The following is a 22,396-nucleotide window of genomic DNA, read 5'->3' as shown; positions in this document are numbered from 1 at the left end:
ATGACCACCGATTTCCGCACCGCCGCCCTCGATTCCAAAGCCTGGCCGTATGAAGAGGCGCGCAAGCTGCTCAAGCGCTATCCCGAGGGCAAACCGGGTGGTGCGCCGATCATCTTCGAGACCGGCTATGGTCCGTCGGGCCTGCCGCATATCGGCACCTTCAACGAAGTGCTGCGCACGACGATGGTGCGCCATGCGTTCCAGACGCTGTCCGATGCGCCGACGCGGTTGATCGAGTTTAGCGACGATATGGACGGGTTGCGGAAAGTGCCCGACAATGTGCCCAACCAGGCGATGCTTGCGACGCATCTCGGCAAGCCGCTCAGCCGCATTCCCGATCCGTTCGAGAAGTTCGAGAGCTTCGCTGCCCACAACAACGCCATGCTGCGCGATTTTCTCGATCGCTTCGGCTTCGAGTACGAATTCATCTCGTCGGCCTCGCAATATGAAGCCGGCGTGTTCGACGATGCGCTGAAGGGCGTGCTGCGCAACTATGCCGCGATCATGGGCGTGATGCTGCCGACGCTGCGCAAGGAACGCGCCGCTACTTATTCGCCGATCCTGCCGATCAGCCCAAAGACGGGGATCGTGCTGCAAGTCCCGGTCGAGGTCGTCAATGTCGAGCAGGGCACGATCCGCTTCACCGACAGCGATGGGGAAGTGCTCGTCCAATCGGTGCTCGGCGGGCAGGCCAAGCTGCAATGGAAGGTCGATTGGGCAATGCGCTGGGTCGCGCTTGGCGTCGATTATGAGATGTACGGCAAGGACCTGATCGACAGCGGCGTGCAGTCGGGCAAGATCGCGCGCGTGCTCGGCGGTCGCCCGCCCGAGGGGTTGATCTACGAGATGTTCCTCGACGAAAAGGGCGAGAAGATCTCCAAGTCCAAGGGCAATGGCCTGACGCTGGAGCAATGGCTCGATTACGGCACGCAGGAAAGCTTGTCCTTCTTCGCCTATCGCGAGCCGAAAAAGGCCAAGCAGTTGCACATCGGCGTCATTCCGCGCGCGGTGGACGAGTATTTCCAGTTCCGCGGAAGCTATGCGGCGCAGCCGGTCGAGCAGAAACTCGGCAATCCGGTGCACCACATTCACAATGCCGCGGTGCCGGACACGAATCCGCCGGTCACCTTCGGCTTGCTGCTCAATCTGGTCGGCGTGCTGGGCGCAGGCGCGACCGCGGAGCAAGTCCACGGCTATCTCAGCAATTACATCGAAGGTGCCGTTACGCCCGAACTCGATGCGCTGATCGGTCATGCACTCGCCTATAACCGCGATTACGTCGCGCCGACGCTCCAGCGCCGCAAGCCCGAGGGCATCGAAGTCGCCGCGCTCGAACGGCTCGACCGCGAGCTGGCCAACGCGCCTGCCGACAGCTCGGCGGTCGATTTGCAGAACATCGTCTATGCGATCGGCAATGAAGGCGGGTTCGATCCGCTGCGCGCCTGGTTCGGGGCGCTGTACGAAACGCTGCTCGGCTCCACGCAAGGCCCGCGCATGGGCAGCTTCATCGCGCTGTACGGCATCGACAACACCCGTACACTGATCGCCGAAGCGCTGGCAGACTAACGAGGACGCACCCCATGCCCACCAAACCGCTGATCGGGCGTGAGACGCGGCTGTGCATGTCGCTATCGGCACGCCCGGGCAATTTCGGGACGCGCTTCCACAACCGGCTCTATGAGCTGCTCGGGCTCGATTTCGTCTACAAGGCGTTTTCGACGCGCGACCTGGAGGGCGCGGTGCGCGGCATTCGCGCGCTCGACATTCGCGGTTGCGCGATTTCGATGCCGTTCAAGGAAGCGGTGATCCCGCTGCTCGACGGCATCGCCCCCTCCGCCGCCGCGATCGACAGCGTCAATACCATCGTCAACGATGAGGGCGCGCTGACCGGGCACAATACCGATTATGCGGCGGTGGCGCGGCTGATTGCCGACATCGACCCCGCAACGCCATTTCTGCTGCGCGGATCGGGCGGCATGGCCAAGGCGGTGACCGCGGCACTCTGCAATAGCGGGTTTCGCAACGGCACGATCGTCGCGCGCAACGCCGAGCAGGGACAGGCACTGGCAACGCGCTACGGTTTTCGCTGGCGGGCCGATCTCGACCCGGCGGGCGCGCCCTTGCTGATCAACGTCACGCCGATCGGCATGGCGGGCGGCGACGCCGATGCGCTCGCCTTTCCCGAAACGATGATCGTGGCAAGCCGGGTCGTCATCGACGTGGTGCAATATCCGCCGGAAACACGGCTGCTGCGCGCCGCGCAAGCGGCGGGCAAACGGATCATCACCGGCACCGAGATCGCGACCTTGCAAGCCCTCGACCAGTTCGTGCTCTATACCGGCGTCACCCCCAGCGACGCGCAAGTCGCCGACGCCGGCACCTTTGCCCGCGCGGCGGGGTAAAACCCCGAACGGCTCCGGTTTCGGTTTCGCACCGGGGCCCGTACCGCTAGGCTAGGGGCATGGCCAACCCCACCACGTCGCGCCGCGTAGCCCGAAACATCCGTTCGGCACTGCGCACCTTCCTCGCGCAGGAAGCGGCGGGCGGTATGGTGCTGATGGCGGCGGCCGCGTTCGCGCTGATCTTCGCCAATTCGGAGCTCGCCCCCGCCTATTTCGCGTTTCTGCACCATAAGACGGGGCCGGTATTGGCCGCTGCCATCGGGCCGATGACGGTGCATCTGTGGATCAACGACGGCTTGATGGCAGTGTTCTTCCTGCTGGTTGGCCTCGAGATCAAACGCGAACTGGTCGACGGGCAATTGGCGAGCCCCGCGCGACGGCGCTTGCCGATCATCGCGGCGGGCGCGGGGATGGCGATGCCGGCGCTGGTGTATCTCGCCATCACCGGCGGCGCGCCGGCGCTGCATCCGGGCTGGGCCATCCCGGCGGCGACCGACATCGCCTTTGCGATCGGCGTGCTGGCGCTGCTCGGCAAGCGCGTCAGCCCCGCGCTAAAGCTGTTTCTCACCACCGTCGCGATCGTCGATGATTGCGGCGCGGTGGCGATCATCGCCTTGGTCTATAGCCATGGCATCGACTGGATCGCGCTGGCGGGCGCGGCGGGGACGGTGCTGATCCTGTTCACGCTCAACCGGCGCGGGGTGGTGGCCTTGTGGCCCTATCTGCTCGGCTTTGTTGGTCTATGGTGGCTAGTGCTGCTATCGGGCGTCCACGCAACCGTTGCGGGCGTGATTGCCGCCGCGCTGATACCGGTCGCCACCTCGCCTGGCGCGCCCGATGCCGCACATTCGCCGCTCCACCGGCTTGAACATGCTCTGTCGCCGTGGGTCGCGTTCGGCATCGTGCCGTTGTTCGCCTTTGCCAATGCGGGCGTATCGCTTCTGGGCGTGTCGGCGGCAACGCTGGGCGATCCGCTGGTGCTGGGCATTGCCGGCGGCCTGTTCCTGGGCAAGCAGGCCGGGATCGTCGGTGGCGTCGCGCTGGCCGAATGCTTGGGGATTGCCAAGCGCCCCAAGGGGATGCGCTGGCTGCAGCTTTATGGCGTCGGCCTGCTCGCCGGGATCGGCTTCACGATGAGCCTGTTCATCGGCGGCCTCGCTTTTCCGGGCGACGCGCAGCTGCAGGATTCGGTCAAGATCGGCGTGCTCGGCGGATCGCTCCTGTCGGCGATCGCCGGCTATATTGTGCTGCGCTATATCGCGCCGCGCGCGAAGGCTGCCTGATCCCTCCAAACGAAAACGGGCGCCCCGTCTGGAGCGCCCGTCCCTTGTAACGATGCCGGTCAATCAGAGCTTTTCGGTCAGCTCCGGCACGATCTTGAACAGATCGCCGACGAGGCCGAGATCGGCGACCTGGAAGATCGGCGCGTCTTCGTCCTTGTTGATGGCGATGATGGTCTTGCTGTCCTTCATCCCCGCCAGATGCTGGATCGCGCCCGAAATGCCGACCGCGACATAGACTTCGGGGGCGACGATCTTGCCGGTCTGGCCGACCTGATAGTCGTTGGGCGCATAGCCCGCATCGACCGCAGCGCGGCTGGCACCGACGCCCGCGCCGAGCTTGTCGGCGAGCGGATCGATCACGGCGTGGAACTGCTCGCTCGACCCGAGCGCACGCCCGCCGGAGACGATGATCTTGGCCGAGGTCAGCTCGGGCCGCTCCGACTTGGCGATTTCCGAACCTACATAGGTCGAAACACCCGCATCGCCGGTCGAGGCAACCGCTTCGATCGTGCCCGTGCCGCCTTCGGTCGCAGCCTTCTCAAAGGCGGTGCCGCGCACCGAGATCACCTTCTTGGCATCCTTGGTCTGCACCGTGGCGATGGCGTTGCCGGCATAGATCGGACGCGTGAAAGTATCCTCGCTCTCGACCGAGAGGATGTCCGAAATCTGCATCACGTCGAGCAAGGCGGCGACGCGCGGCGCGATGTTCTTGCCGTTGGTGGTCGCGGGCACGAGGAACGCGTCATGCGTTTCCATCAGCTTGGCGACCAGCGGCGCGACGTTTTCAGCCAACGCATGGGCATAGGCCGCGTCGTCCGCGACATGCACCTTGCCGACGCCCGCGATCTTCGCGGCGGCCTCGGCCACCGCGCCGACGCCTTGACCAGCGACGAGCAGATGCACTTCACCCAGCTTGGCAGCGGCGGTGACGGTGGAGAGGGTGGCGTCCTTCACGGATGCGCCATCATGTTCGACCCAAACGAGCGTCTTCACTTCGCGACTCCCATTGCCTTGAGCTTGGCCACCAGTTCATCGACATCGGCGACCTTGATACCCGCCGAGCGCTTGGGCGGCTCGACCACTTTCAGCGTGGTCAGGCGCGGTGACACATCGACGCCGTAATCAGCCGGGGTCTTCTGCGCGAGCGGTTTGGACTTGGCCTTCATGATGTTGGGCAGCGAGGCATAACGCGGCTCGTTGAGGCGCAGGTCGACCGTGATGATCGCGGGCAGCGGCAGCGATTCGGTCTCCGCACCACCGTCGACTTCGCGCGTCACCACGACAGTGCCGGGCGACAGTTCGACCTTGGAGGCGAAGGTCGCCTGGCCGCGACCGAGCAGCCCTGCCAGCATCTGGCCGGTCTGGTTGTTGTCATCGTCAATCGCCTGCTTGCCGAGAATGACGAGGTCAGGCTTTTCCTCCTCGACGATCTTGGCGAGCAATTTGGCGACGCCCAGCGGCTCGACCTTGTCTTCGGATACGATCAGGATCGCGCGGTCGGCACCCATGGCGAGCGCGGTACGCAGCGTTTCCTGCGCTTTCTGCTCGCCGATCGACACGACGACGATCTCGGTGACGCCCGCTTTTTCCTTCAGGCGGATCGCCTCTTCGACGGCGATTTCGTCGAACGGGTTCATGCTCATCTTGACGTTGGCGAGGTCGACCCCCGTCCCGTCCGCCTTCACGCGGGGCTTCACATTATAGTCAAGCACGCGCTTGACCGGGACCAGCACTCTCATCGGCATTCCTTCCAAGGCAGTTTCTTGCTCGGCAGCATCGGCTGTCCAAATGGCGGTTTCACGCGCTTTTCGCAAGTCCGGTACGCCATTCGGCTGTGCCGTAGCGGCATCGCATGCGACTCGAACCCGCCCTTAACGCGAAAGGGCCCGGCGTTTCCGTCCGGGCCCTTCCTTTAGCACGCTTAGGACGGGTTAGTCCGGTTCAGGCAGCGGCCTTGACCTCTGCCACGATCTTCTTGGCGGCATCGCCCAGATCGTTGGCAGGGACGATCGCCAGGCCGGAATTGGCCAGGATGTCCTTGCCCAACTGGACGTTGGTGCCTTCGAGACGAACGACCAGCGGCACCGACAGGTTCACTTCCTTGGCGGCCGCGACAATGCCCTCGGCAATGATGTCGCAGCGCATGATGCCGCCGAAGATGTTGACCAGGATGCCCTTCACGTTCGGATCGCTAAGGATGATCTTGAACGCGGCCGTCACCTTCTCCTTATTGGCACCGCCGCCAACGTCGAGGAAGTTGGCCGGGAACATGCCGTTGAGCTTGATGATGTCCATCGTCGCCATGGCGAGACCCGCACCATTGACCATGCAGCCAATGTCGCCGTCGAGCTTGATATAGGCCAGGTCGTACTTGGACGCTTCGAGCTCGGCCGGATCTTCCTCGGTCTCGTCGCGCAGTTCGAGCAGATCCTTGTGACGGAACATCGCATTGCCGTCGAAGCCGACCTTGGCGTCGAGCACGACGAGCTTGTTGTCCTCGGTGACGGCGAGCGGGTTGATTTCGATCTGCTCTGCATCGGTGCCAAGGAACGCGTCGTACAGCTTGGACGCGACGCTGGCGGCCTGCTTGGCGAGATCGCCCTTCAGTTCGAGCGCGGCGGCAACGGCGCGGCCATGATGCGGCTGGAAGCCGGTCGCGCAATCGATGTCGATCGCGTGGATCTTCTCAGGCGTCTCATGCGCGACGGTTTCGATGTCCATGCCGCCTTCGGTCGAGGCGACCATCGACACGCGGCCAGTTGCGCGGTTGACGAGCAGCGCCAGGTAGAATTCCTTGGCGATGTCGACACCGTCGGTGATGTAGAGGCGGTTGACCTGCTTGCCATGCTCGCCGGTCTGCACCGTGACGAGCGTGTTGCCGAGCATGTCCGTCGCCGCTGCGCGGACGTCGTCGAGCGTCTTGGCGAGGCGGACGCCGCCCTTGGCATCAGGCCCGAGTTCCTTGAACTTGCCCTTGCCGCGGCCTCCGGCGTGGATCTGCGCCTTGACGACGTAGAGCGGCCCAGGAAGCTTGGCGGCGGCGGCGACGGCCTCTTCGACGGTCAGCGCAGCGAAACCCGCGGGCACCGGCACGCCGAATTTCGCGAGGACTTCCTTGGCCTGATATTCATGGATGTTCATGGGCTGCGTGCCTTTCGAAGATCGGGGATAGAGTGGCCTTAAGCACAGCCGCCCGTGCGAATCCACCCCGTAGGCACGCGCATCGCTCGCCATTGGCCGTGCGGCTCGCTATATCACCTCCATGTCCTGGATCATCGGCCTGCTGCTGTTCGTCGCCACCGTCGCCGGAATGGAGGGGTTCGCTTACGGCGCGCACCGCTGGCTGATGCATGGGCCGGGCTGGTTCCTGCATAAAAGCCACCACCGCCCGCGCACCGGCAATTGGGAATTGAACGACCTGTATTTCGTGATCTTCGCAGCGCCCTCGATCACGCTGTTGCTCGGCGGCGTGCAATGGGGCTGGGGCGAGTGGGCGATCTGGGTCGGCGCGGGGATTGCCGGGTACGGGGCGATCTATCTCGGCTTTCACGATGTGATCGTGCACAAACGCTTCAACCACCGCTATCTGCCCAAATCGGCCTATATGAAGCGCATCATCCAGGCGCACCGGCTGCACCATGTGGTGGAAACCAAGGGTGGCAATGTCAGCTTCGGCTTTCTGGTCGCGCCAAGCCCTGAGGCGCTGAAGGCCGAACTCAAACGCCGCGGCCATGTCGGCGTGCGGGCGGCAGCACAGCAGGCAACGCCCGTTTCCCGTTGAACGAGAGCGCTTTCTTCTACGCGCTGGCGATTCCGGCGGTCTTGCTGCTCGGCCTGTCCAAGGGTGGCTTTGTCGGGCTTGGCGCGCTGTCGCTGCCGCTGCTGTCGATGGCGACATCCCCGGTGCGCGCGGCCGCGATCCTGCTACCGATCCTGATCGTGCAGGACGTGGTCGGCGTATGGGCGTTCCGGCGCGATTGGGATGCGACCGTGTTGGGCTGGATGCTACCGGGTGCCGCAATCGGGATTGCGCTCGGCTATCTGTTTGCCGCGCAGGTTCCGACCACGGCGGTGCTTGCGCTGGTCGGGGCGATCTCGGTGGTGTTCGGTCTATACCGGCTGTGGGCGGATCGTCGCGGCGCAGTGGCGGTCGCGGCCCAGGCACCGGGCTGGGTGGGCACGCTGCTGGGCATTGCCTCGGGCTTTACCAGCCAGGTTGCCCATGCCGGACAACCGCCCTTCCAAATCTATGTGCTCCCGCGCCGCCTGCCACGCGACGTGCTGGTCGGCACCACCGCGATCTTCTTCGCTGCGGTCAATTGGATCAAGGTGCCGGCCTATTGGGCGCTGGGCCAGTTCAACCGCGACACTTTGGGCGTCGCGGCGGTGCTGCTGCCGGTTGCGATTGCCTCGACCTTTGCCGGAGTCTGGCTGGTGCGGCGCGTGTCGCCCGCGCGCTTCTACACCGCCATCTATGCGCTGATGGTGCTGGTCGGAGTGAAGCTGATCTGGGACGCGCTGGCCTGAGCGCCCGCGCCCTCAGTCAAACAGCGACGACACCGAACTTTCATCGGCAATGCGGCGGATCGCCTCGGCGAGCAGCGGGGCGATCGTCAGATGGCGGATCTTCTTGGCGGCGGCGACAATGTCATGGCTGCCGAGCGAATCTGTGATGACGAGTTCCTCGAGCGCCGAGCTTTCGACGCGCGCCACCGCGCCACCCGACAGCACGCCGTGCGTGATATAGGCAGCGACGCCCTCGGCACCCGCTTGCTTGAGCGCGGCGGCGGCGTTGCACAGCGTGCCGCCCGAATCGACGATATCGTCGATCAGGATGCAGAAGCGGCCTTCGACCTCACCGATGATGTTCATCACTTCGGATTCGCCCGCGCGCTCACGCCGCTTGTCGACGATGGCGAGCGGCGCATTGTCGAGTCGCTTGGCCAGCGCCCGCGCGCGCACCACGCCGCCCACGTCGGGCGAAACCACCATCAAATTGCGCTTGCCATAGCGCGTCAGAATGTCGGCCGACATCACTGGGGCCGCGAACAGATTGTCGGTCGGGATATCGAAAAAGCCCTGGATCTGCCCGGCGTGCAAATCGACCGAGAGCACGCGGTCGGCCCCGGCAACGGTGATGAGATTGGCGACGAGCTTGGCCGAAATCGGCGTGCGCGGCCCAGGCTTACGATCTTGGCGGGCATAGCCGAAATAGGGGATGACGGCGGTGATGCGCTTGGCCGAGGCGCGTTTCAGCGCGTCGATGCAAATCAGCAGCTCCATCAGATTGTCATTCGCGGGATAGCCAGTCGATTGCAGCACGAACACGTCCTCGCCGCGCACATTCTCGCGGATTTCCACGAAAATTTCCTCATCGGCGAAGCGGCGGACCAACGCGTCGGTCAACGGCAGTTCGAGATAGGACGCAATATCGCGCGCGAGGGGCAAGTTCGAATTGCCGGTCATCAATTTCATGGCGTTCGAAACTCCTTTTGGTCCCCATGCCCCGCGTCTGGCTGCGCGCACTGTTGGCTGAGCGTCCTTTAGGCGCGGGCTTTGCGCGCGGTAAAGGGGCATTGCCGCAGGAACGAGCGCTGCCTAGAGCAAATCCATGACCATTCGCACCCGTTTCGCCCCTTCGCCCACCGGCATGTTGCATGTCGGCAATATCCGTACCGCGCTCCACAATTGGCTGTGGGCGCAAGCGCAAGGCGGGGAATTCTGGCTGCGCATCGACGATACCGACGCCGAACGCAGCGAGGAACGCTTTGTCGACGCGATCCGCGCCGATCTCGGCTGGCTCGGCCTCACCCCGCAGGGCGAGGAACGCCAGTCGGCGCGGTTCGCGCTGTATGAAGCGCGCTTTGCCGCGTTGCGCGCGGCGGGCCGGGTCTATCCGGCCTATGAAACCGCCCAAGAACTCGACCTCAAGCGCAAGATCGCCGCCGGGCGCGGCCTGCCACCCATCTATGACCGCGCGGCGCTGGCTTTGTCGGACGCCGACCGCGCCAGACTGGAAGCCGATGGCATCGCTCCGCATTGGCGCTTCAAGCTCGACCATGACACGCCGATCCTCTGGGACGATTTGATTCGCGGTCCCCAGAAATTCGATGCGGCAACGATGAGCGACCCGGTGATCCGCCGCGCCGATGGATCGTGGCTGTATATGCTCCCCTCGGCGATCGACGATGCCGAAATGGGCATCACCCATGTCGTGCGCGGTGAAGACCATGTCTCCAACACCGCGCTGCAATTGCAGATGTTCGAGGCGATGGGTGTCGCCGCGCCGGCTTTCGCGCATGAAGCGTTGCTGGTCGGCTCCGAAGGCAAATTGTCGAAGCGGCTTGGCTCGCTTGGCGTCGAGCATTTCCGCGAGGTCGGGATCGAGCCCGCCGCCGTCCGCGCGCTGCTGGCGCGGATCGGGACGAGCTTGCCGGTCGAGCCTTTGGTCGACACCGCCGCGCTGGTCGAAACCTTCGATTTCGCCAAATTCGGCCGCGCGCCCGCCCGCTTCGACGAGGCCGAACTGGCCGCACTCAATGCCAAGATCGTCCACCAGCTCGATTTCGCCAGCGTGGCGGAGCGGCTGCCCGCAGGGGTGGGTGCGGCGGAATGGGAAGCGGTGCGGCCAAACCTCTCGACCGTTGCCGAGGCCGCGGATTGGTGGAAGGTGATCGAAGGGCGGATCGACGCGGTGCGCGATCCCGCCGATGCCGATTTCCTCGCCGCCGCCGCGCGCCATGTCGCCACGATGCCGTGGGACGCCGATCCGTGGCACGCACTGACCGCCGCGTTGAAGGCCGAGACCGGGCGCAGCGGCAAGGCGCTGTTCCTGCCGCTGCGCCGCGCGCTGACCGGGCGCGATCACGGCCCCGACATGAAGGCGCTGCTGCCGTTGATCGGTCGCGATCGTGCGGCAGCGCGGCTTTCCACGATCTGATATAATGTCTCTTGCGTCAGAAATGTTATGATGTAACATTCTCTTCCTGTCCGGCGTGCGATCGGACGCCATAGTGGGAGAGAAACGATGTACGCAGATCGTTATTCCAGCCGCCAAGGCCTCAGCCCCGGGGGCGTCGGTTTCGCGCTCGGCGCGAGCGGGGTGCTTTTATTCGGGCTTTCGCTGACCGCACCCAATCTCGTCACCCGTCTGGTCGATCCGCCGCTGACGACCATCAACATCCCGATCCCGACCGATCCGCCACCGCCGGAAAAGACCCAGCCTGCGCCGCATCTGAAGGACCCAATCCCGACCAACCCACCCCCGGAAACCGTCGATAGTTCCAAACAGCAAACCGCGACGGCCACCGGCATCCCCACGTTCACAATCGACCTTCCGCCCAAGACCGAAGTCGCCGTGGGCACCGGGGCTGGCGAGATCGGCACCGCCCCACCGCCGCATGTGCCGACGATCGTCGGCCCCCAACTCGATTCGCGTTATGCCAACCTCTTCCAACCCGCTTACCCGAGCGACGAACGCCTTGCAGGCCGATCGGGCCGAGTCGTCGTGCGCGTGCTGATCGGCACGGACGGGCGCGTGAAGGAGGTGCAGCAGATCAGCGCCGCCAGCACCGCCTTTTTCGAAGCGACGCGCAAGCAGGCGCTGACCAAATGGCGCTTCACGCCGGGCACGCGCGACGGCGCGCCGGTCGAGGCGTGGCGCACCATGGCGGTGCGTTTCGAGCTCGATGGCGAATAGCGGGCCGTGATGAGGTGCGGCGGGGGTGGCATCGGTGCCCCGCCGCGCCTATCTCCCTTTCCATGAACTTCCTGCGCTATTTCTCTCCGCTGCGTGCCTGGCGCGATTTGCGCTATTACATCGTCACGCGGCAGCGGCATCAGCTCGGCTTCATGGGCGTCGCGCTGGCGCTGACCTATGTGATGGTGGTCGGCGTTATTTATGAATCGCGGATCCCGCCCAAGCCCTATCACCGCGACATCATCTATGTGCAGCAATGGCCCGCCAACCGCACCGATGCCGAAATCGTCGCGCAGCAGAAAATCGATGGCATCGAACAGACCAAGCGCGAAAACGAGCTGAAGCGGCTGCAGGCCGAGCGGCGCGCGCAGTTCAAGAAAGTGAATGACGGCCTCAAGGCTTACGGGCTCTGAGCATGATCGACGACCATCGCTGGATGGGTGCCGCGCTGGCGCTTGGCGAGCGCGGGCGCACCGCCCCCAACCCCAATGTCGGCTGCGTGATCGTGTCCGAGGGCCGCGTCGTCGGGCGCGGCTGGACCCAGCCCGGCGGCCGCCCCCATGCCGAGGCGATGGCGCTGGCTGAGGCTGGGGAGCAGGCGCGCGGGGCGACGGTCTATGTCACGCTGGAACCCTGCGCCCACGTCTCGCCGCGCGGCCCCGCGTGCAGCGATCTGCTGCAACTGGCCGGCGTGGCACGGGTGGTGGTCGCGATGGAGGACCCCGATGTGCGCACCAACGGCGCGGGTATTGCGCGCCTGCGCGACGCCGGTATCACGGCGGAGGTCGGTGTGCGCGCCGACGAAGCCCGCCGGGCGATGGCGGGATTTCTTGCCCGCCGCCTGCTCGGACGCCCACACGTGACGCTGAAACTCGCCGTGTCGCTCGACGGGGCGATGGCGCTGGCGTCGGGGCAAAGCGTCTGGATCACCGGGCCGCAAGCGCGCGCGCACGCGCACCTGGAACGCGCGCGCCACGAAGCGATTTTGGTTGGACGCGGGACCTTCGAAGCGGACGCTCCGAAGCTCGACGTCCGGCTCGCGGGACTTGAATCGCGCAGCCCGCAGCGAATTTTGCTGTCGCGCACCGAAACCGATGGCTGGACGCGCATCGCCGCGCCCGCTGACATCTCGACACTCGAAGCGGTCGATCACGTCCTGGTCGAGGGCGGCCCGGCGACCGCCGCCGCGTTCCTAGCCAGCGATCTGGTCGACCGGCTGTTGCTTTATCGTGCGCCGATCCTGATCGGCGGTGGGCGCACGCTGCCCGACATTGGCCTCACCGATCTTGCCGACGCGCATGGCCGCTGGCGACCGATCGAGTCGCGGAGCCTTGGCAGCGACCGGCTCGAGGTTTACGAGCGCGTCAGGGAGCCTGCACCGGGCGAAAGAGGATAGCGCGATGTTCACCGGCATCATCACCGATATCGGCACGATCGACCGGGTCGAGGCGCGCGGCGACCGGCGCATCTTCGTGCGGACGGACTATGATATGGCAGGCGTCGATCTTGGCGCGTCGATCGCCTGTTCGGGCGTGTGCCTGACCGTCGTCGACAAATCGGGCGCGGGCGAATCCGGCTGGTTCGCCGCCGACGTCTCCGGCGAAACCGTCTCGCGCACGCCGTCCGAACAATGGACCACCGGACGCCGCCTCAACCTCGAACGCGCGCTGAAGCTCGGCGAGGAACTGGGCGGGCATATCGTGACCGGCCATGTCGATGGCATCGGCAGTGTGGTGAGCGTCAGCGACGACGGCGATTCGCGCAGGATCGATATCGCGGTGCCCGCCGACCTGGCCCCCTTCGTCGCGAAAAAGGGTTCGATCACGGTCGATGGCGTGTCGCTGACGGTCAATGCCGTCGCCGACCATGGCGACACCTCGCATTTCTCGCTCAACATCATTCCGCACACCCAGGCGATGACCACGCTGGGCGACCTTCACCCCGGTGCCGCCGTCAATATCGAGATTGACGTCCTCGCCCGCTATCTGAAACGCATGGAGCATTATCGTGCCACAGCCTGAAGTCGCGCGCCTGCGCCATGGGTTCCTGTCGACCCCTGAGGAATTGATCGACGAGGCCCGCAATGGCCGCATGTTCATCCTGGTCGATGACGAAGACCGCGAGAATGAGGGCGACCTCGTCATTCCGGCACAGATGGCGACGCCTGAAAAGATCAACTTCATGGCCAAATATGGCCGCGGACTGATCTGCCTTGCCATGACCAGGAGACGCGTCGACGAGCTCGGCCTCGACCTGATGAGCCGCCACAATGGCACGCGGCATGAAACCGCCTTCACGACTTCAATCGAGGCGCGCGATGGGGTGACCACCGGCATTTCCGCCGCCGACCGCGCCCGCACCATCTCGGTCGCGATCGATTCGTCCAAGGGCAAGGACGAGATCGTCACGCCGGGCCACGTCTTCCCGCTGGTCGCGCGCGATGGCGGCGTGTTGGTCCGCGCAGGGCACACCGAGGCGGCGGTCGACGTCTCGCGGCTGGCCGGGCTCAACCCGTCGGGCGTGATCTGCGAGATCATGAACGAGGATGGCACGATGAGCCGCCTCGACGACCTCGTCACCTTCGCGCAATTCCACAATCTCAAGATCGGCACGATCCGCGACTTGATCGCCTATCGCCGCCGCCACGATCATCTGGTCGAGAAGCGCGCCGAAATGGCGTTCGAGTCGAAATGGGGCGGCCAGTGGAAGGCGATGACCTTCCACAACAAGGCGACCGGCGACGAAACGATCGCCTTGGTCAAGGGCAAGATCGACCCGGCCAAGCCGACGCTGGTGCGGATGCACACCGCTTCCTATTTCGTCGACATGTTCGGCGAGCAATCCGAACGCTCGGGCCTGCTCTCGCGCTCGATGGAATTGATCGCGGAGGAAGGTGCCGGCGTCATCGTCGTGATCAACCGCCCGATGAAGGATTCGGTCACGCGCTTCATCAAGCTGCGCGGCGAAGGCAAGGGCGCAGGCGCGCCCGAGGTCGAGGAGCTGCGCGATTACGGCGTCGGCGCGCAGATTCTGGCGGAGCTGGGCGTTGAAGAAATGGTGTTGCTGACCAACACCCACCATGCGCTGGTCGGCCTCGAAGGTTATGGCTTGTCGATTGTCGATGAGCGCGCGATTCCCGGCACTGGAGGCGAATAATGCGCACCGGGATCGACGAGGCACGCGATCCCAAATATGCGCATATCGAACGTGAGCGGCGCTGGCTGGTCGATCCCGCAATACGACCCGACCTGTCGGCGCTGCCCTATGTGCTGATTGAGGACCGCTATATCGCCAACACGCGGATGCGTTTGCGGCGAATGACGGCAAGCGCCAGCGGTGAGCAGGCGCTGAAGCTCACCAAGAAATACGAGTGCGACGATCCGCTCGCGCGACCGATCGTGACCACCTATTTGACCGAGGACGAGTACGCGCTGCTGGAGGCGCTGCCTGCCGCCGCCCTCGCCAAGCGGCGCTATGAGATCGTCGACCAGGGAATCACGTTCGGAATCGATCAATTCCTTGGTGCGTTGGCACCGCTGGAACTTGCCGAGATCGAATGGCCCGACGATGTGGGGTTGAGGGCGCTGCCCTCGCCCAGCTGGGCAGTCCGCGACATTAGCGACGAGCCGCGCTATCAAGGCGGCGCAATTTCGCATTCTGGCATTCCCAAGGATTGATCGTGGCAAAGATTCTCATCGTCGAAGCCCGCTTCTACGACCATCTCAACGACATGCTGCTCGACGGCGCGCGCGCCGCGATCGAGGAGGCTGGCCACAAGCACGAGACGATCACCGTGCCGGGCGCGCTGGAAATTCCCGCCGCCGTTGCGCTGGCGGCGGATAGCGGAGCCTATGATGCGTTCGTCGCGCTGGGCGTGGTGATTCGCGGCGAGACCTATCACTTCGAGATCGTCGCGGGCGAGAGCGCGCGGGGATTGATGGCGCTGTCGATGGACGGCCTGCCGATCGGAAATGGTATTCTCACCACCGAGGATGAAGCGCAGGCGATCGTCCGCGCCGACCGCGCGCAGCTCGACAAGGGCGGTGCCGCGGCCAAGGCTGCGCTGGCGATGCTGGCGCTGAAGAGCCGCTTCGGCTGAAACACGGGTGCAGCCGCCCCCGCCTCGCTACAAAATTTTCGAGCGCGACGGGCGGCTGATCACCATCGATACCTGGGCGGACAAAACGACCCCCGCCCCGCCCGCCACGGTTGCGCGACCGAGCCGCAGCGCGACCGATGCGCGTATCCCAGCGATGCTGGTCGCGGTCGCCGTGCCGGTGCGCGACGCAAGCGGCCGCCGCTTGCTGACCACGGGGCCAAGCTGGGATCAAAAGGGCCCGCGCGTGATCGCGCTTTCACCGCAGGGCGAACAGCGGGTCGGCAGGGTACTGCTGTTCGGCATCGTTGCCCTGGCCACCCTACTGCTCCTCGCCATCATCAATATCGAATGGATGCTGCCCTTTCTCATCATCGGCGTGGCGCTGAGCAGTGCGATCGCCACGGTGGGTTTGCCGTGGGTGGCGCGCTGCCTCGATTCGCTGGGCGAGACCACCGCCGCCTGAGGCTTCCATCCGCCGCGATCTTACTTATACTGGTGTCAATAAGTGGGAGAGCGATCGATGGCCTATGCGCACACCTATCGGGCGAACCCGCATTGGCTGCCCCGCCAGAAGCAATCCGCGATCCATGCCATTCCGGGCGAGGACGGTCTGCCGTTCATCGGCAATACCTTCCGCATGCTCCGCGACCCCGTCGCTTTCGGCAAGCGGATGATCGACACGTATGGCCCGGTGTTCCGCAACAATGCCTTTGGCGGCCCGACGGTCAGCTTGATCGGCCCCGACGCCAACGAACTGGTGCTGTTCGACCGCGACCGCGTGTTTTCGTCCGAACAGGGTTGGGGGCCGCTGCTCAACCTGCTGTTCCCGCGCGGGCTGATGCTGATGGATTTCGAAAAGCACCGCGCCGACCGCAAGGTGATGGCGGTGGCGTTCAAGCCCGAGCCGATGCGGCATTATGCCGAAACGCTCAATGCGGGCATTTCGCGCGCTGTGGCGACCTGGGGCAACAAACCCATTCGCTTCTATGACGCGATCAAGGAACTGACGCTCGATCTGGCGGCGGAGAGCTTTCTCGGCATGCCGCTCGGCCCCGAGGCGACGCGCATCAACCAGGCCTTTGTCGATGAAGTGCAGGCGTCGATCACGCCGATCCGCATTCCGCTGCCGGGATCGCAAATGCGCAAGGGCGTGCGCGCGCGCGCCTATCTGATCGAGCTGTTCGAACGCGAGATTCCGGCGCGGCGGGCTGGCCAGGGCCAGGACTTCTTCTCGCAATTCTGCCGCGCGACCGGCGATGACGGCCAGCCGCTGCCAGCCGATGCGATTGCCGATCACATGAACTTCCTGATGATGGCGGCGCACGACACCATCACTTCCTCGGCGACCAGCCTGATCATGCTGCTCGGGCGCAACCCGGAGTGGCAGGAGAAACTCCGCGCCGAGATTGCCGAACTCGGCATGAATGCGGAAGGCGCGCTGCCCTATAGCCAGCTCGACCGGCTCGAATTGACCGACATGGCTTTCAAGGAAGCGCTGCGGCTGATCCCGCCCGTGCCCTCGCTGCCGCGCCGCGCGATCAAGCCGTTCGACTTCGGCGGCTATCATATTCCGGCCGGCACCACGGTCAGCGTCAGCGTGGCCTATACCCACACCATGCCAGAGCTGTGGCCAGACCCGCAGCGCTTCGACCCGTTGCGATTCACGCCCGAGGCGGTGCGCGCCCGCCACAAATATGCGTGGGTGCCGTTTGGCGGCGGCGCGCATATGTGCCTGGGGCTGCATTTCGCGACGATGCAGATTCGTATCCTGCTCGCGCAATTGCTCAGCCGGTATCGGATCGAACTCGACGCAGACGCGGGGGCACAATGGCAAGCCTGGCCGATTCCGCGGCCGAAAGACGGCTTGCCCTTGCGCTTCGTGCCGCTGGCCTGACCCCTCCCGTTTCCGGGAGGGGCCACCGGCTTCAGGCCGGTGCCGTTTCCAGCGCCGGATAGTCGATATAGCCTTCCGCGCCCTGGCTGAACCACGTCTTGGGGTTGGACGGGTTGAGCGGTGCCCCCGTGCGCAGCCGTTCGGGGAGATCGGGATTGGCAAGGAAGGTGCGCCCGAAGGCGACGGCATCGGCAACGCCCGAGTCCAGGACGTCCTGGGCTTGCTCCAGCGTCGTGTAATCCGAATTCACCACCAACGGCTTGGTGAAGACCTCGCGGATCGCCGGGCTGAGCTTGGGGACGTCGGTGCGGCCATAGGTGCCGTCGGGGCCCGGCTCCCGCAATTCGAGAAAGGCAATGCCGATTTCGTCGAGCGCCTTGGCGGCGGCGGTGAACAGCGCGCGAGGGTTGCTGTCATCCACCCCTTGTGAATCGCCATTGGGCGACAGGCGGATCGAGGTGCGGCCCGCACCGGCAACCGATACGACGCGCTCGGTCACTTCGCGCATCAGGCGGATGCGATTCTCGATCGAGCCGCCATAGATATCGTCGCGGAAATTGGCGTTGTCGCGCAGGAACTGGTCGATCAGATAGCCATTCGCGCCATGAATCTGCACGCCATCGAAGCCGGCGCGGATCGCGTTGCGGGCGGCGTGTTCATAATCGGCGAGCAAGCGCGGGATCTCGGAGAGTTCGAGCGGCCGGGCAATCTCGAAATCCTTCTTGCCCTCAAAGGTATGCGCCTGCCCGTCGGTGCGGGTGGCGGAGGAGGAGACCGGCTGCACGCCCGTTACCGAGGAATGCACCTGGCGACCCATATGCCAAAGCTGGACGACAATATGCCCGCCCGCCGCATGAACCGAATCCACCACCGGTTTCCAATGTTCGACCTGTTCGTCGGTCCAGATCCCCGGGGCAAACGGCCAGCCCAACCCTTCGCGGCTGATCCCTGTCGCTTCGGTGATGATCAACCCGGCGCTCGCGCGCTGCGTATAATATTCGGCCATGATCTCGGTGGGCACGGCGTCGCGCGTGGCGCGTCCGCGCGTGAGCGGTGCCATGAGGATGCGATTGGGCGCATGGATCGTACCGAGTTGGATCGGGTCGAAGAGGCTGGGCATTGCGGACAAGTCCTTTTGCTGTGACGCACCATAAATAGGGCGCTACAGCGCGGCATGCACGACACCCTATACAAAAGAATAACTGTTACGCCTGCAATTCCAGCCAGCACGGTGGCGCTGCTGGCGGTAATTGTCGCCAACGCGGCCCTGGCCTTCGGGCCCTGGTTCGTGCGCGTGTCCGATACCGGTCCGGTCGCATCCGCCTTCTGGCGGATCACCCTCGCCGCGCCGATGCTCGTCGCGGCGGCCTCGGCGCGGGGATGGCGACCCGTAGCTGGTGTAGCACCCGTTCTGTCGCGCAGACTGTGGTGGATGATCGCGCTCGGCGGCATCAGCTTTGCCGCCGATCTGGCGAGCTGGCACCTGGGGATCCTGCGCACCACGCTCGCCAATGCAACCTTGCTCGGCAATTCGGCGACGCTGATGTTCCCGATCTACGGCTTTCTCATCGCACGGGCGTGGCCGACGCGACTGCAGGGGTGTGCCCTGGCGCTCGCCGCGATTGGCGCGGGGTTGCTGATGGGCCGGTCGTACCAGCTCGATCCGCGACATCTCGCGGGGGATCTTTTGTGCGTGCTGGCGGGGCTGCTCTACACCGTCTATTTCATCCTCATGGCCCGCGTGCGCGCGGTGCTAGCACCCCTCCCGGCGCTGGCGCTGTCGACGGTGGCGAGCATCGTGCCCCTGCTGTGCTTCGCCCTGCTGCTCGGTGAAAAGCTGCTGCCGACGCATTGGGCACCCTTGATCGGTCTTGCGTTGGTGAGCCAGATCGTCGGCCAGGGATTGATGATCTACGGACTTGGCCGCTTGCCGCCATTGACGATCGGGCTCGCCCTGCTGGTCCAGCCGATGGTTGGCACGACGATCGGCTGGGTCGTCTATCATGAACAACTCGGCTGGGCCGACTGGGTCGGCGCGCTGCTGGTTGCCATCGCGCTGGTGCTGGTCAGCCGCCCCGCGCGCGCCTAGATACCCCCCCATGACAGACTCGATCGCCCCCACGCCGCTGGCCGATGCAACGCTCGATGAAATCCGCGCCGCGCTCGCGCCGCTGATCGCCGCCAATGCCGGGTTTGACGGCTGGGGCGATAGCGCGCGCGATCTCGCGGCGGACAGTGCAGGGGTCGATCGCGATGTCGCGCGGCTCGCCTTTCCCGGCGGCGCGGTCGATATGGTGGAGGCGTGGTTCGGCCATATCGACCACGCCATGCTGCATCGCGTACCCGCCGAGCGGCTGGCGACGATGAAAATTCGCGACAAGATCACCGCGCTGGTCGAGGCGCGCCTCGCCGAAACCGCGCCCGATCGCGAGGCCCTGCGGCGCGCGCTCGCGCTTCTCGCGCTGCCGCAGAACGTCACGCGCGGAGTGAAGCTCGGCTGGCATGCCGCCGACGTGATGTGGCGCGCCGCGGGTGATACCGCGACCGACTATAACCACTATACCAAGCGCGCGCTGCTGGCGGCGGTGTATGGCTCCACGGTCACGATCTTTCTGAACGATGAGAGCGACGGCTATACCGACACCCGCGCCTTTCTCGCGCGGCGCATCGCGGGGATCATGCAGTTCGAAAAGGCCAAGGCAAAAGTGGTGGGCCGCGCCGAACTGCGCCCGAGCCTGTCGCGCTTCATCGGACGGTTGCGCTACCCCGCCGTTTGAGAGTGATTCGCATTTAAAGCTGGCGTTGCGCTCCCGTCATTGATAATCAGTCGCATCATGGATATGTCCAACCCGGTGAAGACTGCGTCGTCTCTTCCATTGCTCAGCCTCGAGTCGCTGCCGCAGCGGCAACGCGCGACGGTGTCCGCGATCGACTGGGCGCATTTGTCGACCCCGGAGGCGCGGCGCTTGCGCGAACTGGGTTTTGATGAAGGCGTCGGCGTCGAGGTGCTGCACCGCGCCAGCCTCGGCAAGGGGCCGATCGCGTGCCGGATCGGGCGGATGACCGTCGCGCTGCGCCGCGCGGTCGCGGGTGCCGTCCTCGTTTCGCCCGTCACGCGCTAACATGCCCCCCGTCCCCGGTGCCGCGCCCTTGGTGGCGCTGGTCGGCAATCCCAATGCCGGCAAGAGCGCGCTGTTCAATGCCCTCACCGGTGCACGGCAGAAGGTCGGTAATTATCCGGGCGTGACGGTTGAACGCCATTCGGGCAAATTGGCGCTGCCCGATGGCCGCATCGTCGATCTGGTCGATCTGCCGGGTGCCTATAGCCTCGAACCGTCCAGCCCCGACGAGCGCGTGACGCGTGACTTCGTGACCGGCACGCAAGTCGGCGAGCGTTTGCCCGATGCGCTGGTGGTGGTGGTCGATGCCTCCAACCTCGACAACCATTTGCGCTTCACGCTGCAATTGATCGCGCTCGGGCTACCGGTGGTGGTCGCGCTCAACATGTTCGATCTCGCCGAACGCGACGGGCTGACGCTGGATCCGGCGCGGCTGTCGGCGGAGCTCGGCGTGCCCGTCATCGCCACGGTGGCGGTGCGGCGGCGCGGCCTGGACGAGCTGAAGGCCAAGCTCGGCGGAGTCATTGACGAGGGGGCCGCGATCCGGCTGCGCCCGAGCGACGGCACGATCGGCGAGGACATTGTCACGCTGCAACGGCGCGCGCGCAAGATCGCGATGGCGGCGACGGTTGCGGAGGCCCCGGTGCGCCGCTGGACGCACGCGCTCGATTCGGTCGCCTTGCACCCCGTATTTGGGCTGATACTGCTGTTCGCGATCCTGTTCGTGATGTTCCAGGCGGTGTTTTACGCAGGTGCCGATCCGGCCGACGCGATTGCCGGCGGGTTCGACTGGCTGAGCGCGCAGGTCAAGGACGTGATGCCCGATTCGGTGCTGCGCTCGCTCATTACCGACGGCATCATCGCCGGCGTCGGCGCGGTGGTGAAGTTCCTGCCGCAAATCCTGATCATGTTCTTCTTCATCCTGGTGCTGGAAGCCAGCGGCTATATGGTCCGCGCCGCTTTCCTGATGGACCGGGTGATGGCGAGCGTCGGCTTGTCGGGCCGCGCGTTCATCCCGCTGCTGTCGAGCTTCGCCTGCGCCGTGCCCGGCATCATGTCGACGCGCACGATCGAGGACGAGAAGGACCGGCTGACCACCATCCTGGTCGCGCCGCTGATGACCTGTTCGGCGCGCCTGCCGGTCTACACGCTGGTGATCGGCGCGCTCATCCCCAACACCAGGGTCTTGCCCTTTGTCGGCTTGCAGGGGCTGGTGATGCTCGGCCTCTACATCATGGGCGTGGTCGGGGCGTTCGTTGTCGCCTTTGTCCTGCGCCGCACGGTAACCAAGGGGGCCTCTTCGGGCTTCATGATGGAAATGCCGAAATATCAGCTGCCCCGCGCGCGCGATCTCGCGCTCGGGTTGTGGAGCCGCGCCGAGATTTTCCTCAAGCGCGCGGGCACCACCATCGCCTTCACCACCATCGTATTGTGGGCGCTGCTGAGCTTCCCCAAGCCGCCCGAGGGCAGCCCGGTCTCGGCGGTGAATTATTCGGTCGCCGGGCGCATTGCCAACACCATCGAACCCGCTTTTCGCCCGATCGGCTTCAACCGCGACATCGTGCTGGCGCTGATCCCGGCAATGGCCGCGCGCGAAGTCGCGGTCGCGGCGCTCGGCACCGTCTATGCCATTGATACCGCAGGCGACAAAGACGAAGCCAAGATGGCGCAGACGCTGCACGCGCGCTGGAGCTTGCCGACCGCGCTCGCTTTCCTGATGTGGTTCGTGTTCGCGCCGCAATGCATCTCGACAATTGCCGTCACACGGCGGGAGACCAATGGCTGGAAGTGGCCTGCCTTCATGGTTGGCTATTTGTTCGCGCTCGCCTACATCGCTGCAGGAGCGGTCTATTGGGCCGCCATCGGACTCGGGCTTTAGCCCCGGACAGCGCAGGAAAAG

Annotated in this window: 24 protein-coding genes; 19 read left to right on the top strand and 5 right to left on the bottom strand. The window is 65.1% G+C overall.

The features are described from left to right. The 3 genes from ACP7BY_RS06740 to nhaA are packed head-to-tail and all read left to right on the top strand — an operon-like array spanning window position 1 to window position 3,685. A complete protein-coding gene (locus ACP7BY_RS06740; protein WP_137902887.1) occupies window positions 1-1,566 on the top strand; it encodes a lysine--tRNA ligase in 1,566 nt (521 codons plus the stop codon). Between the two features lie 14 nt (window positions 1,567-1,580). Then, entirely contained in the window at window positions 1,581-2,402 is an 822-nt protein-coding gene (locus tag ACP7BY_RS06735; RefSeq protein ID WP_033966999.1) for a shikimate 5-dehydrogenase, read from the top strand. A gap of 59 nt (window positions 2,403-2,461) precedes the next feature. Then, window positions 2,462-3,685, top strand: a complete 1,224-nt coding sequence (nhaA, locus tag ACP7BY_RS06730) for a Na+/H+ antiporter NhaA (protein ID WP_137902886.1) — start codon at window positions 2,462-2,464, stop codon at window positions 3,683-3,685. A gap of 63 nt (window positions 3,686-3,748) precedes the next feature. On the opposite strand, the gene ACP7BY_RS06725 is transcribed toward nhaA, so the two are convergent. The 3 genes from ACP7BY_RS06725 to sucC form a co-directional block, all read right to left on the bottom strand. Continuing rightward, window positions 3,749-4,678: an electron transfer flavoprotein subunit alpha/FixB family protein gene (locus ACP7BY_RS06725; protein WP_033966993.1), complete on the bottom strand. Its 930-nt coding sequence runs from the start codon at window positions 4,676-4,678 to the stop codon at window positions 3,749-3,751. After that, window positions 4,675-5,424 (bottom strand): electron transfer flavoprotein subunit beta/FixA family protein, encoded by a 750-nt coding sequence (locus ACP7BY_RS06720; protein ID WP_033967008.1) that lies wholly within the window; start codon window positions 5,422-5,424, stop codon window positions 4,675-4,677. The genes ACP7BY_RS06725 and ACP7BY_RS06720 overlap by 4 nt, the downstream gene beginning before the upstream one ends. Window positions 5,425-5,626: 202 nt before the next feature. Further along, window positions 5,627-6,826 (bottom strand): ADP-forming succinate--CoA ligase subunit beta, encoded by a 1,200-nt coding sequence (gene sucC, locus ACP7BY_RS06715; protein WP_033966992.1) that lies wholly within the window; start codon window positions 6,824-6,826, stop codon window positions 5,627-5,629. Window positions 6,827-6,947: 121 nt separating this feature from the next. Here sucC and ACP7BY_RS06710 point away from each other — a divergent pair, with 121 nt between their 5' ends. Together ACP7BY_RS06710 and ACP7BY_RS06705 are read left to right on the top strand one after the other, a co-directional pair. Then, window positions 6,948-7,466 carry a sterol desaturase family protein gene (locus tag ACP7BY_RS06710; protein WP_033966990.1) on the top strand — a complete coding sequence of 173 codons (519 nt, stop codon included), beginning with the start codon at window positions 6,948-6,950 and terminating at the stop codon, window positions 7,464-7,466. Next, window positions 7,463-8,212 carry a sulfite exporter TauE/SafE family protein gene (locus ACP7BY_RS06705; protein WP_033966988.1) on the top strand — a complete coding sequence of 250 codons (750 nt, stop codon included), beginning with the start codon at window positions 7,463-7,465 and terminating at the stop codon, window positions 8,210-8,212. The genes ACP7BY_RS06710 and ACP7BY_RS06705 overlap by 4 nt, the downstream gene beginning before the upstream one ends. A 12-nt stretch (window positions 8,213-8,224) precedes the next feature. On the opposite strand, the gene ACP7BY_RS06700 is transcribed toward ACP7BY_RS06705, so the two are convergent. After that, window positions 8,225-9,160: a ribose-phosphate pyrophosphokinase gene (locus tag ACP7BY_RS06700; protein WP_010405850.1), complete on the bottom strand. Its 936-nt coding sequence runs from the start codon at window positions 9,158-9,160 to the stop codon at window positions 8,225-8,227. Between the two features lie 136 nt (window positions 9,161-9,296). Here ACP7BY_RS06700 and ACP7BY_RS06695 point away from each other — a divergent pair, with 136 nt between their 5' ends. From ACP7BY_RS06695 to ACP7BY_RS06650, 10 genes are all read left to right on the top strand, one after another. Next, a complete protein-coding gene (locus tag ACP7BY_RS06695) occupies window positions 9,297-10,625 on the top strand; it encodes a glutamate--tRNA ligase (protein ID WP_033966986.1) in 1,329 nt (442 codons plus the stop codon). 87 nt (window positions 10,626-10,712) lie between these two features. Next, a complete protein-coding gene (locus ACP7BY_RS06690) occupies window positions 10,713-11,384 on the top strand; it encodes an energy transducer TonB (RefSeq protein ID WP_033966984.1) in 672 nt (223 codons plus the stop codon). A 62-nt stretch (window positions 11,385-11,446) separates the two neighbouring features. Continuing rightward, window positions 11,447-11,797: a hypothetical protein gene (locus ACP7BY_RS06685; protein WP_033966983.1), complete on the top strand. Its 351-nt coding sequence runs from the start codon at window positions 11,447-11,449 to the stop codon at window positions 11,795-11,797. Window positions 11,798-11,799: 2 nt separating this feature from the next. Continuing rightward, a complete protein-coding gene (ribD, locus tag ACP7BY_RS06680) occupies window positions 11,800-12,780 on the top strand; it encodes a bifunctional diaminohydroxyphosphoribosylaminopyrimidine deaminase/5-amino-6-(5-phosphoribosylamino)uracil reductase RibD (protein ID WP_171010536.1) in 981 nt (326 codons plus the stop codon). A 4-nt stretch (window positions 12,781-12,784) separates the two neighbouring features. Further along, window positions 12,785-13,405 carry a riboflavin synthase gene (locus ACP7BY_RS06675; RefSeq protein ID WP_033967562.1) on the top strand — a complete coding sequence of 207 codons (621 nt, stop codon included), beginning with the start codon at window positions 12,785-12,787 and terminating at the stop codon, window positions 13,403-13,405. Next, complete coding sequence (ribB, locus tag ACP7BY_RS06670) at window positions 13,392-14,540, top strand: 3,4-dihydroxy-2-butanone-4-phosphate synthase (RefSeq protein WP_033967561.1); 1,149 nt, start codon at window positions 13,392-13,394, stop codon at window positions 14,538-14,540. The genes ACP7BY_RS06675 and ribB overlap by 14 nt, the downstream gene beginning before the upstream one ends. Further along, complete coding sequence (locus tag ACP7BY_RS06665) at window positions 14,540-15,061, top strand: hypothetical protein (RefSeq protein WP_033967559.1); 522 nt, start codon at window positions 14,540-14,542, stop codon at window positions 15,059-15,061. The genes ribB and ACP7BY_RS06665 overlap by 1 nt, the downstream gene beginning before the upstream one ends. Before the next feature lie 2 nt (window positions 15,062-15,063). Then, on the top strand, window positions 15,064-15,483 hold the full coding sequence (ribH, locus tag ACP7BY_RS06660; protein ID WP_033967591.1) for a 6,7-dimethyl-8-ribityllumazine synthase: 420 nt from the start codon (window positions 15,064-15,066) through the stop codon (window positions 15,481-15,483). A gap of 7 nt (window positions 15,484-15,490) precedes the next feature. Continuing rightward, window positions 15,491-15,946 carry a hypothetical protein gene (locus ACP7BY_RS06655; RefSeq protein WP_137902884.1) on the top strand — a complete coding sequence of 152 codons (456 nt, stop codon included), beginning with the start codon at window positions 15,491-15,493 and terminating at the stop codon, window positions 15,944-15,946. Window positions 15,947-16,003: 57 nt separating this feature from the next. After that, window positions 16,004-17,377 carry a cytochrome P450 gene (locus tag ACP7BY_RS06650; RefSeq protein WP_137902883.1) on the top strand — a complete coding sequence of 458 codons (1,374 nt, stop codon included), beginning with the start codon at window positions 16,004-16,006 and terminating at the stop codon, window positions 17,375-17,377. Between the two features lie 31 nt (window positions 17,378-17,408). On the opposite strand, the gene ACP7BY_RS06645 is transcribed toward ACP7BY_RS06650, so the two are convergent. Further along, window positions 17,409-18,497, bottom strand: coding sequence for an alkene reductase (locus ACP7BY_RS06645; protein WP_033967557.1), 1,089 nt, complete (start codon window positions 18,495-18,497; stop codon window positions 17,409-17,411). A 54-nt stretch (window positions 18,498-18,551) separates the two neighbouring features. Here ACP7BY_RS06645 and ACP7BY_RS06640 point away from each other — a divergent pair, with 54 nt between their 5' ends. From ACP7BY_RS06640 to feoB, 4 genes are read left to right on the top strand one after another with little or no spacing between them, the layout of a single operon-like run. Further along, a complete protein-coding gene (locus ACP7BY_RS06640; RefSeq protein ID WP_126848610.1) occupies window positions 18,552-19,466 on the top strand; it encodes a DMT family transporter in 915 nt (304 codons plus the stop codon). Between the two features lie 10 nt (window positions 19,467-19,476). Then, window positions 19,477-20,154 carry a COQ9 family protein gene (locus tag ACP7BY_RS06635; RefSeq protein ID WP_033967556.1) on the top strand — a complete coding sequence of 226 codons (678 nt, stop codon included), beginning with the start codon at window positions 19,477-19,479 and terminating at the stop codon, window positions 20,152-20,154. A gap of 57 nt (window positions 20,155-20,211) precedes the next feature. Next, window positions 20,212-20,499, top strand: coding sequence for a FeoA family protein (locus ACP7BY_RS06630; protein WP_033967554.1), 288 nt, complete (start codon window positions 20,212-20,214; stop codon window positions 20,497-20,499). Between the two features lies 1 nt (window position 20,500). Next, window positions 20,501-22,375, top strand: coding sequence for a ferrous iron transporter B (gene feoB / locus ACP7BY_RS06625; protein ID WP_171010535.1), 1,875 nt, complete (start codon window positions 20,501-20,503; stop codon window positions 22,373-22,375). The last annotated feature ends 21 nt before the right edge of the window (window positions 22,376-22,396 follow it).

This window comes from Sphingomonas sp. PSPC2-2, from assembly GCF_049897725.1.
GTDB lineage: Bacteria > Pseudomonadota > Alphaproteobacteria > Sphingomonadales > Sphingomonadaceae > Sphingomonas.
This window is presented reverse-complemented; position numbering and strand designations above follow the sequence as displayed.

What these genes read in the sequence shown, in the direction of transcription:
- feoB (WP_171010535.1), top strand. Translation starts at nt 20,501, where the DNA reads ATGCCCCCCGTCCCCGGTGCCGCGCCCTTGGTGGCGCTGGTCGGCAAT.
- ACP7BY_RS06665 (WP_033967559.1), top strand. Translation starts at nt 14,540, where the DNA reads ATGCGCACCGGGATCGACGAGGCACGCGATCCCAAATATGCGCATATC.
- ACP7BY_RS06685 (WP_033966983.1), top strand. Translation starts at nt 11,447, where the DNA reads ATGAACTTCCTGCGCTATTTCTCTCCGCTGCGTGCCTGGCGCGATTTG.
- nhaA (WP_137902886.1), top strand. Translation starts at nt 2,462, where the DNA reads ATGGCCAACCCCACCACGTCGCGCCGCGTAGCCCGAAACATCCGTTCG.
- ACP7BY_RS06690 (WP_033966984.1), top strand. Translation starts at nt 10,713, where the DNA reads ATGTACGCAGATCGTTATTCCAGCCGCCAAGGCCTCAGCCCCGGGGGC.
- ACP7BY_RS06640 (WP_126848610.1), top strand. Translation starts at nt 18,552, where the DNA reads ATGCACGACACCCTATACAAAAGAATAACTGTTACGCCTGCAATTCCA.
- ACP7BY_RS06695 (WP_033966986.1), top strand. Translation starts at nt 9,297, where the DNA reads ATGACCATTCGCACCCGTTTCGCCCCTTCGCCCACCGGCATGTTGCAT.
- ACP7BY_RS06700 (WP_010405850.1), bottom strand. Translation starts at nt 9,160, where the DNA reads ATGAAATTGATGACCGGCAATTCGAACTTGCCCCTCGCGCGCGATATT.
- ribD (WP_171010536.1), top strand. Translation starts at nt 11,800, where the DNA reads ATGATCGACGACCATCGCTGGATGGGTGCCGCGCTGGCGCTTGGCGAG.
- ACP7BY_RS06675 (WP_033967562.1), top strand. Translation starts at nt 12,785, where the DNA reads ATGTTCACCGGCATCATCACCGATATCGGCACGATCGACCGGGTCGAG.
- ACP7BY_RS06710 (WP_033966990.1), top strand. Translation starts at nt 6,948, where the DNA reads ATGTCCTGGATCATCGGCCTGCTGCTGTTCGTCGCCACCGTCGCCGGA.
- ACP7BY_RS06630 (WP_033967554.1), top strand. Translation starts at nt 20,212, where the DNA reads ATGGATATGTCCAACCCGGTGAAGACTGCGTCGTCTCTTCCATTGCTC.
- sucC (WP_033966992.1), bottom strand. Translation starts at nt 6,826, where the DNA reads ATGAACATCCATGAATATCAGGCCAAGGAAGTCCTCGCGAAATTCGGC.
- ACP7BY_RS06650 (WP_137902883.1), top strand. Translation starts at nt 16,004, where the DNA reads ATGGCCTATGCGCACACCTATCGGGCGAACCCGCATTGGCTGCCCCGC.
- ACP7BY_RS06735 (WP_033966999.1), top strand. Translation starts at nt 1,581, where the DNA reads ATGCCCACCAAACCGCTGATCGGGCGTGAGACGCGGCTGTGCATGTCG.
- ACP7BY_RS06635 (WP_033967556.1), top strand. Translation starts at nt 19,477, where the DNA reads ATGACAGACTCGATCGCCCCCACGCCGCTGGCCGATGCAACGCTCGAT.
- ACP7BY_RS06645 (WP_033967557.1), bottom strand. Translation starts at nt 18,497, where the DNA reads ATGCCCAGCCTCTTCGACCCGATCCAACTCGGTACGATCCATGCGCCC.
- ACP7BY_RS06740 (WP_137902887.1), top strand. Translation starts at nt 1, where the DNA reads ATGACCACCGATTTCCGCACCGCCGCCCTCGATTCCAAAGCCTGGCCG.
- ACP7BY_RS06720 (WP_033967008.1), bottom strand. Translation starts at nt 5,424, where the DNA reads ATGAGAGTGCTGGTCCCGGTCAAGCGCGTGCTTGACTATAATGTGAAG.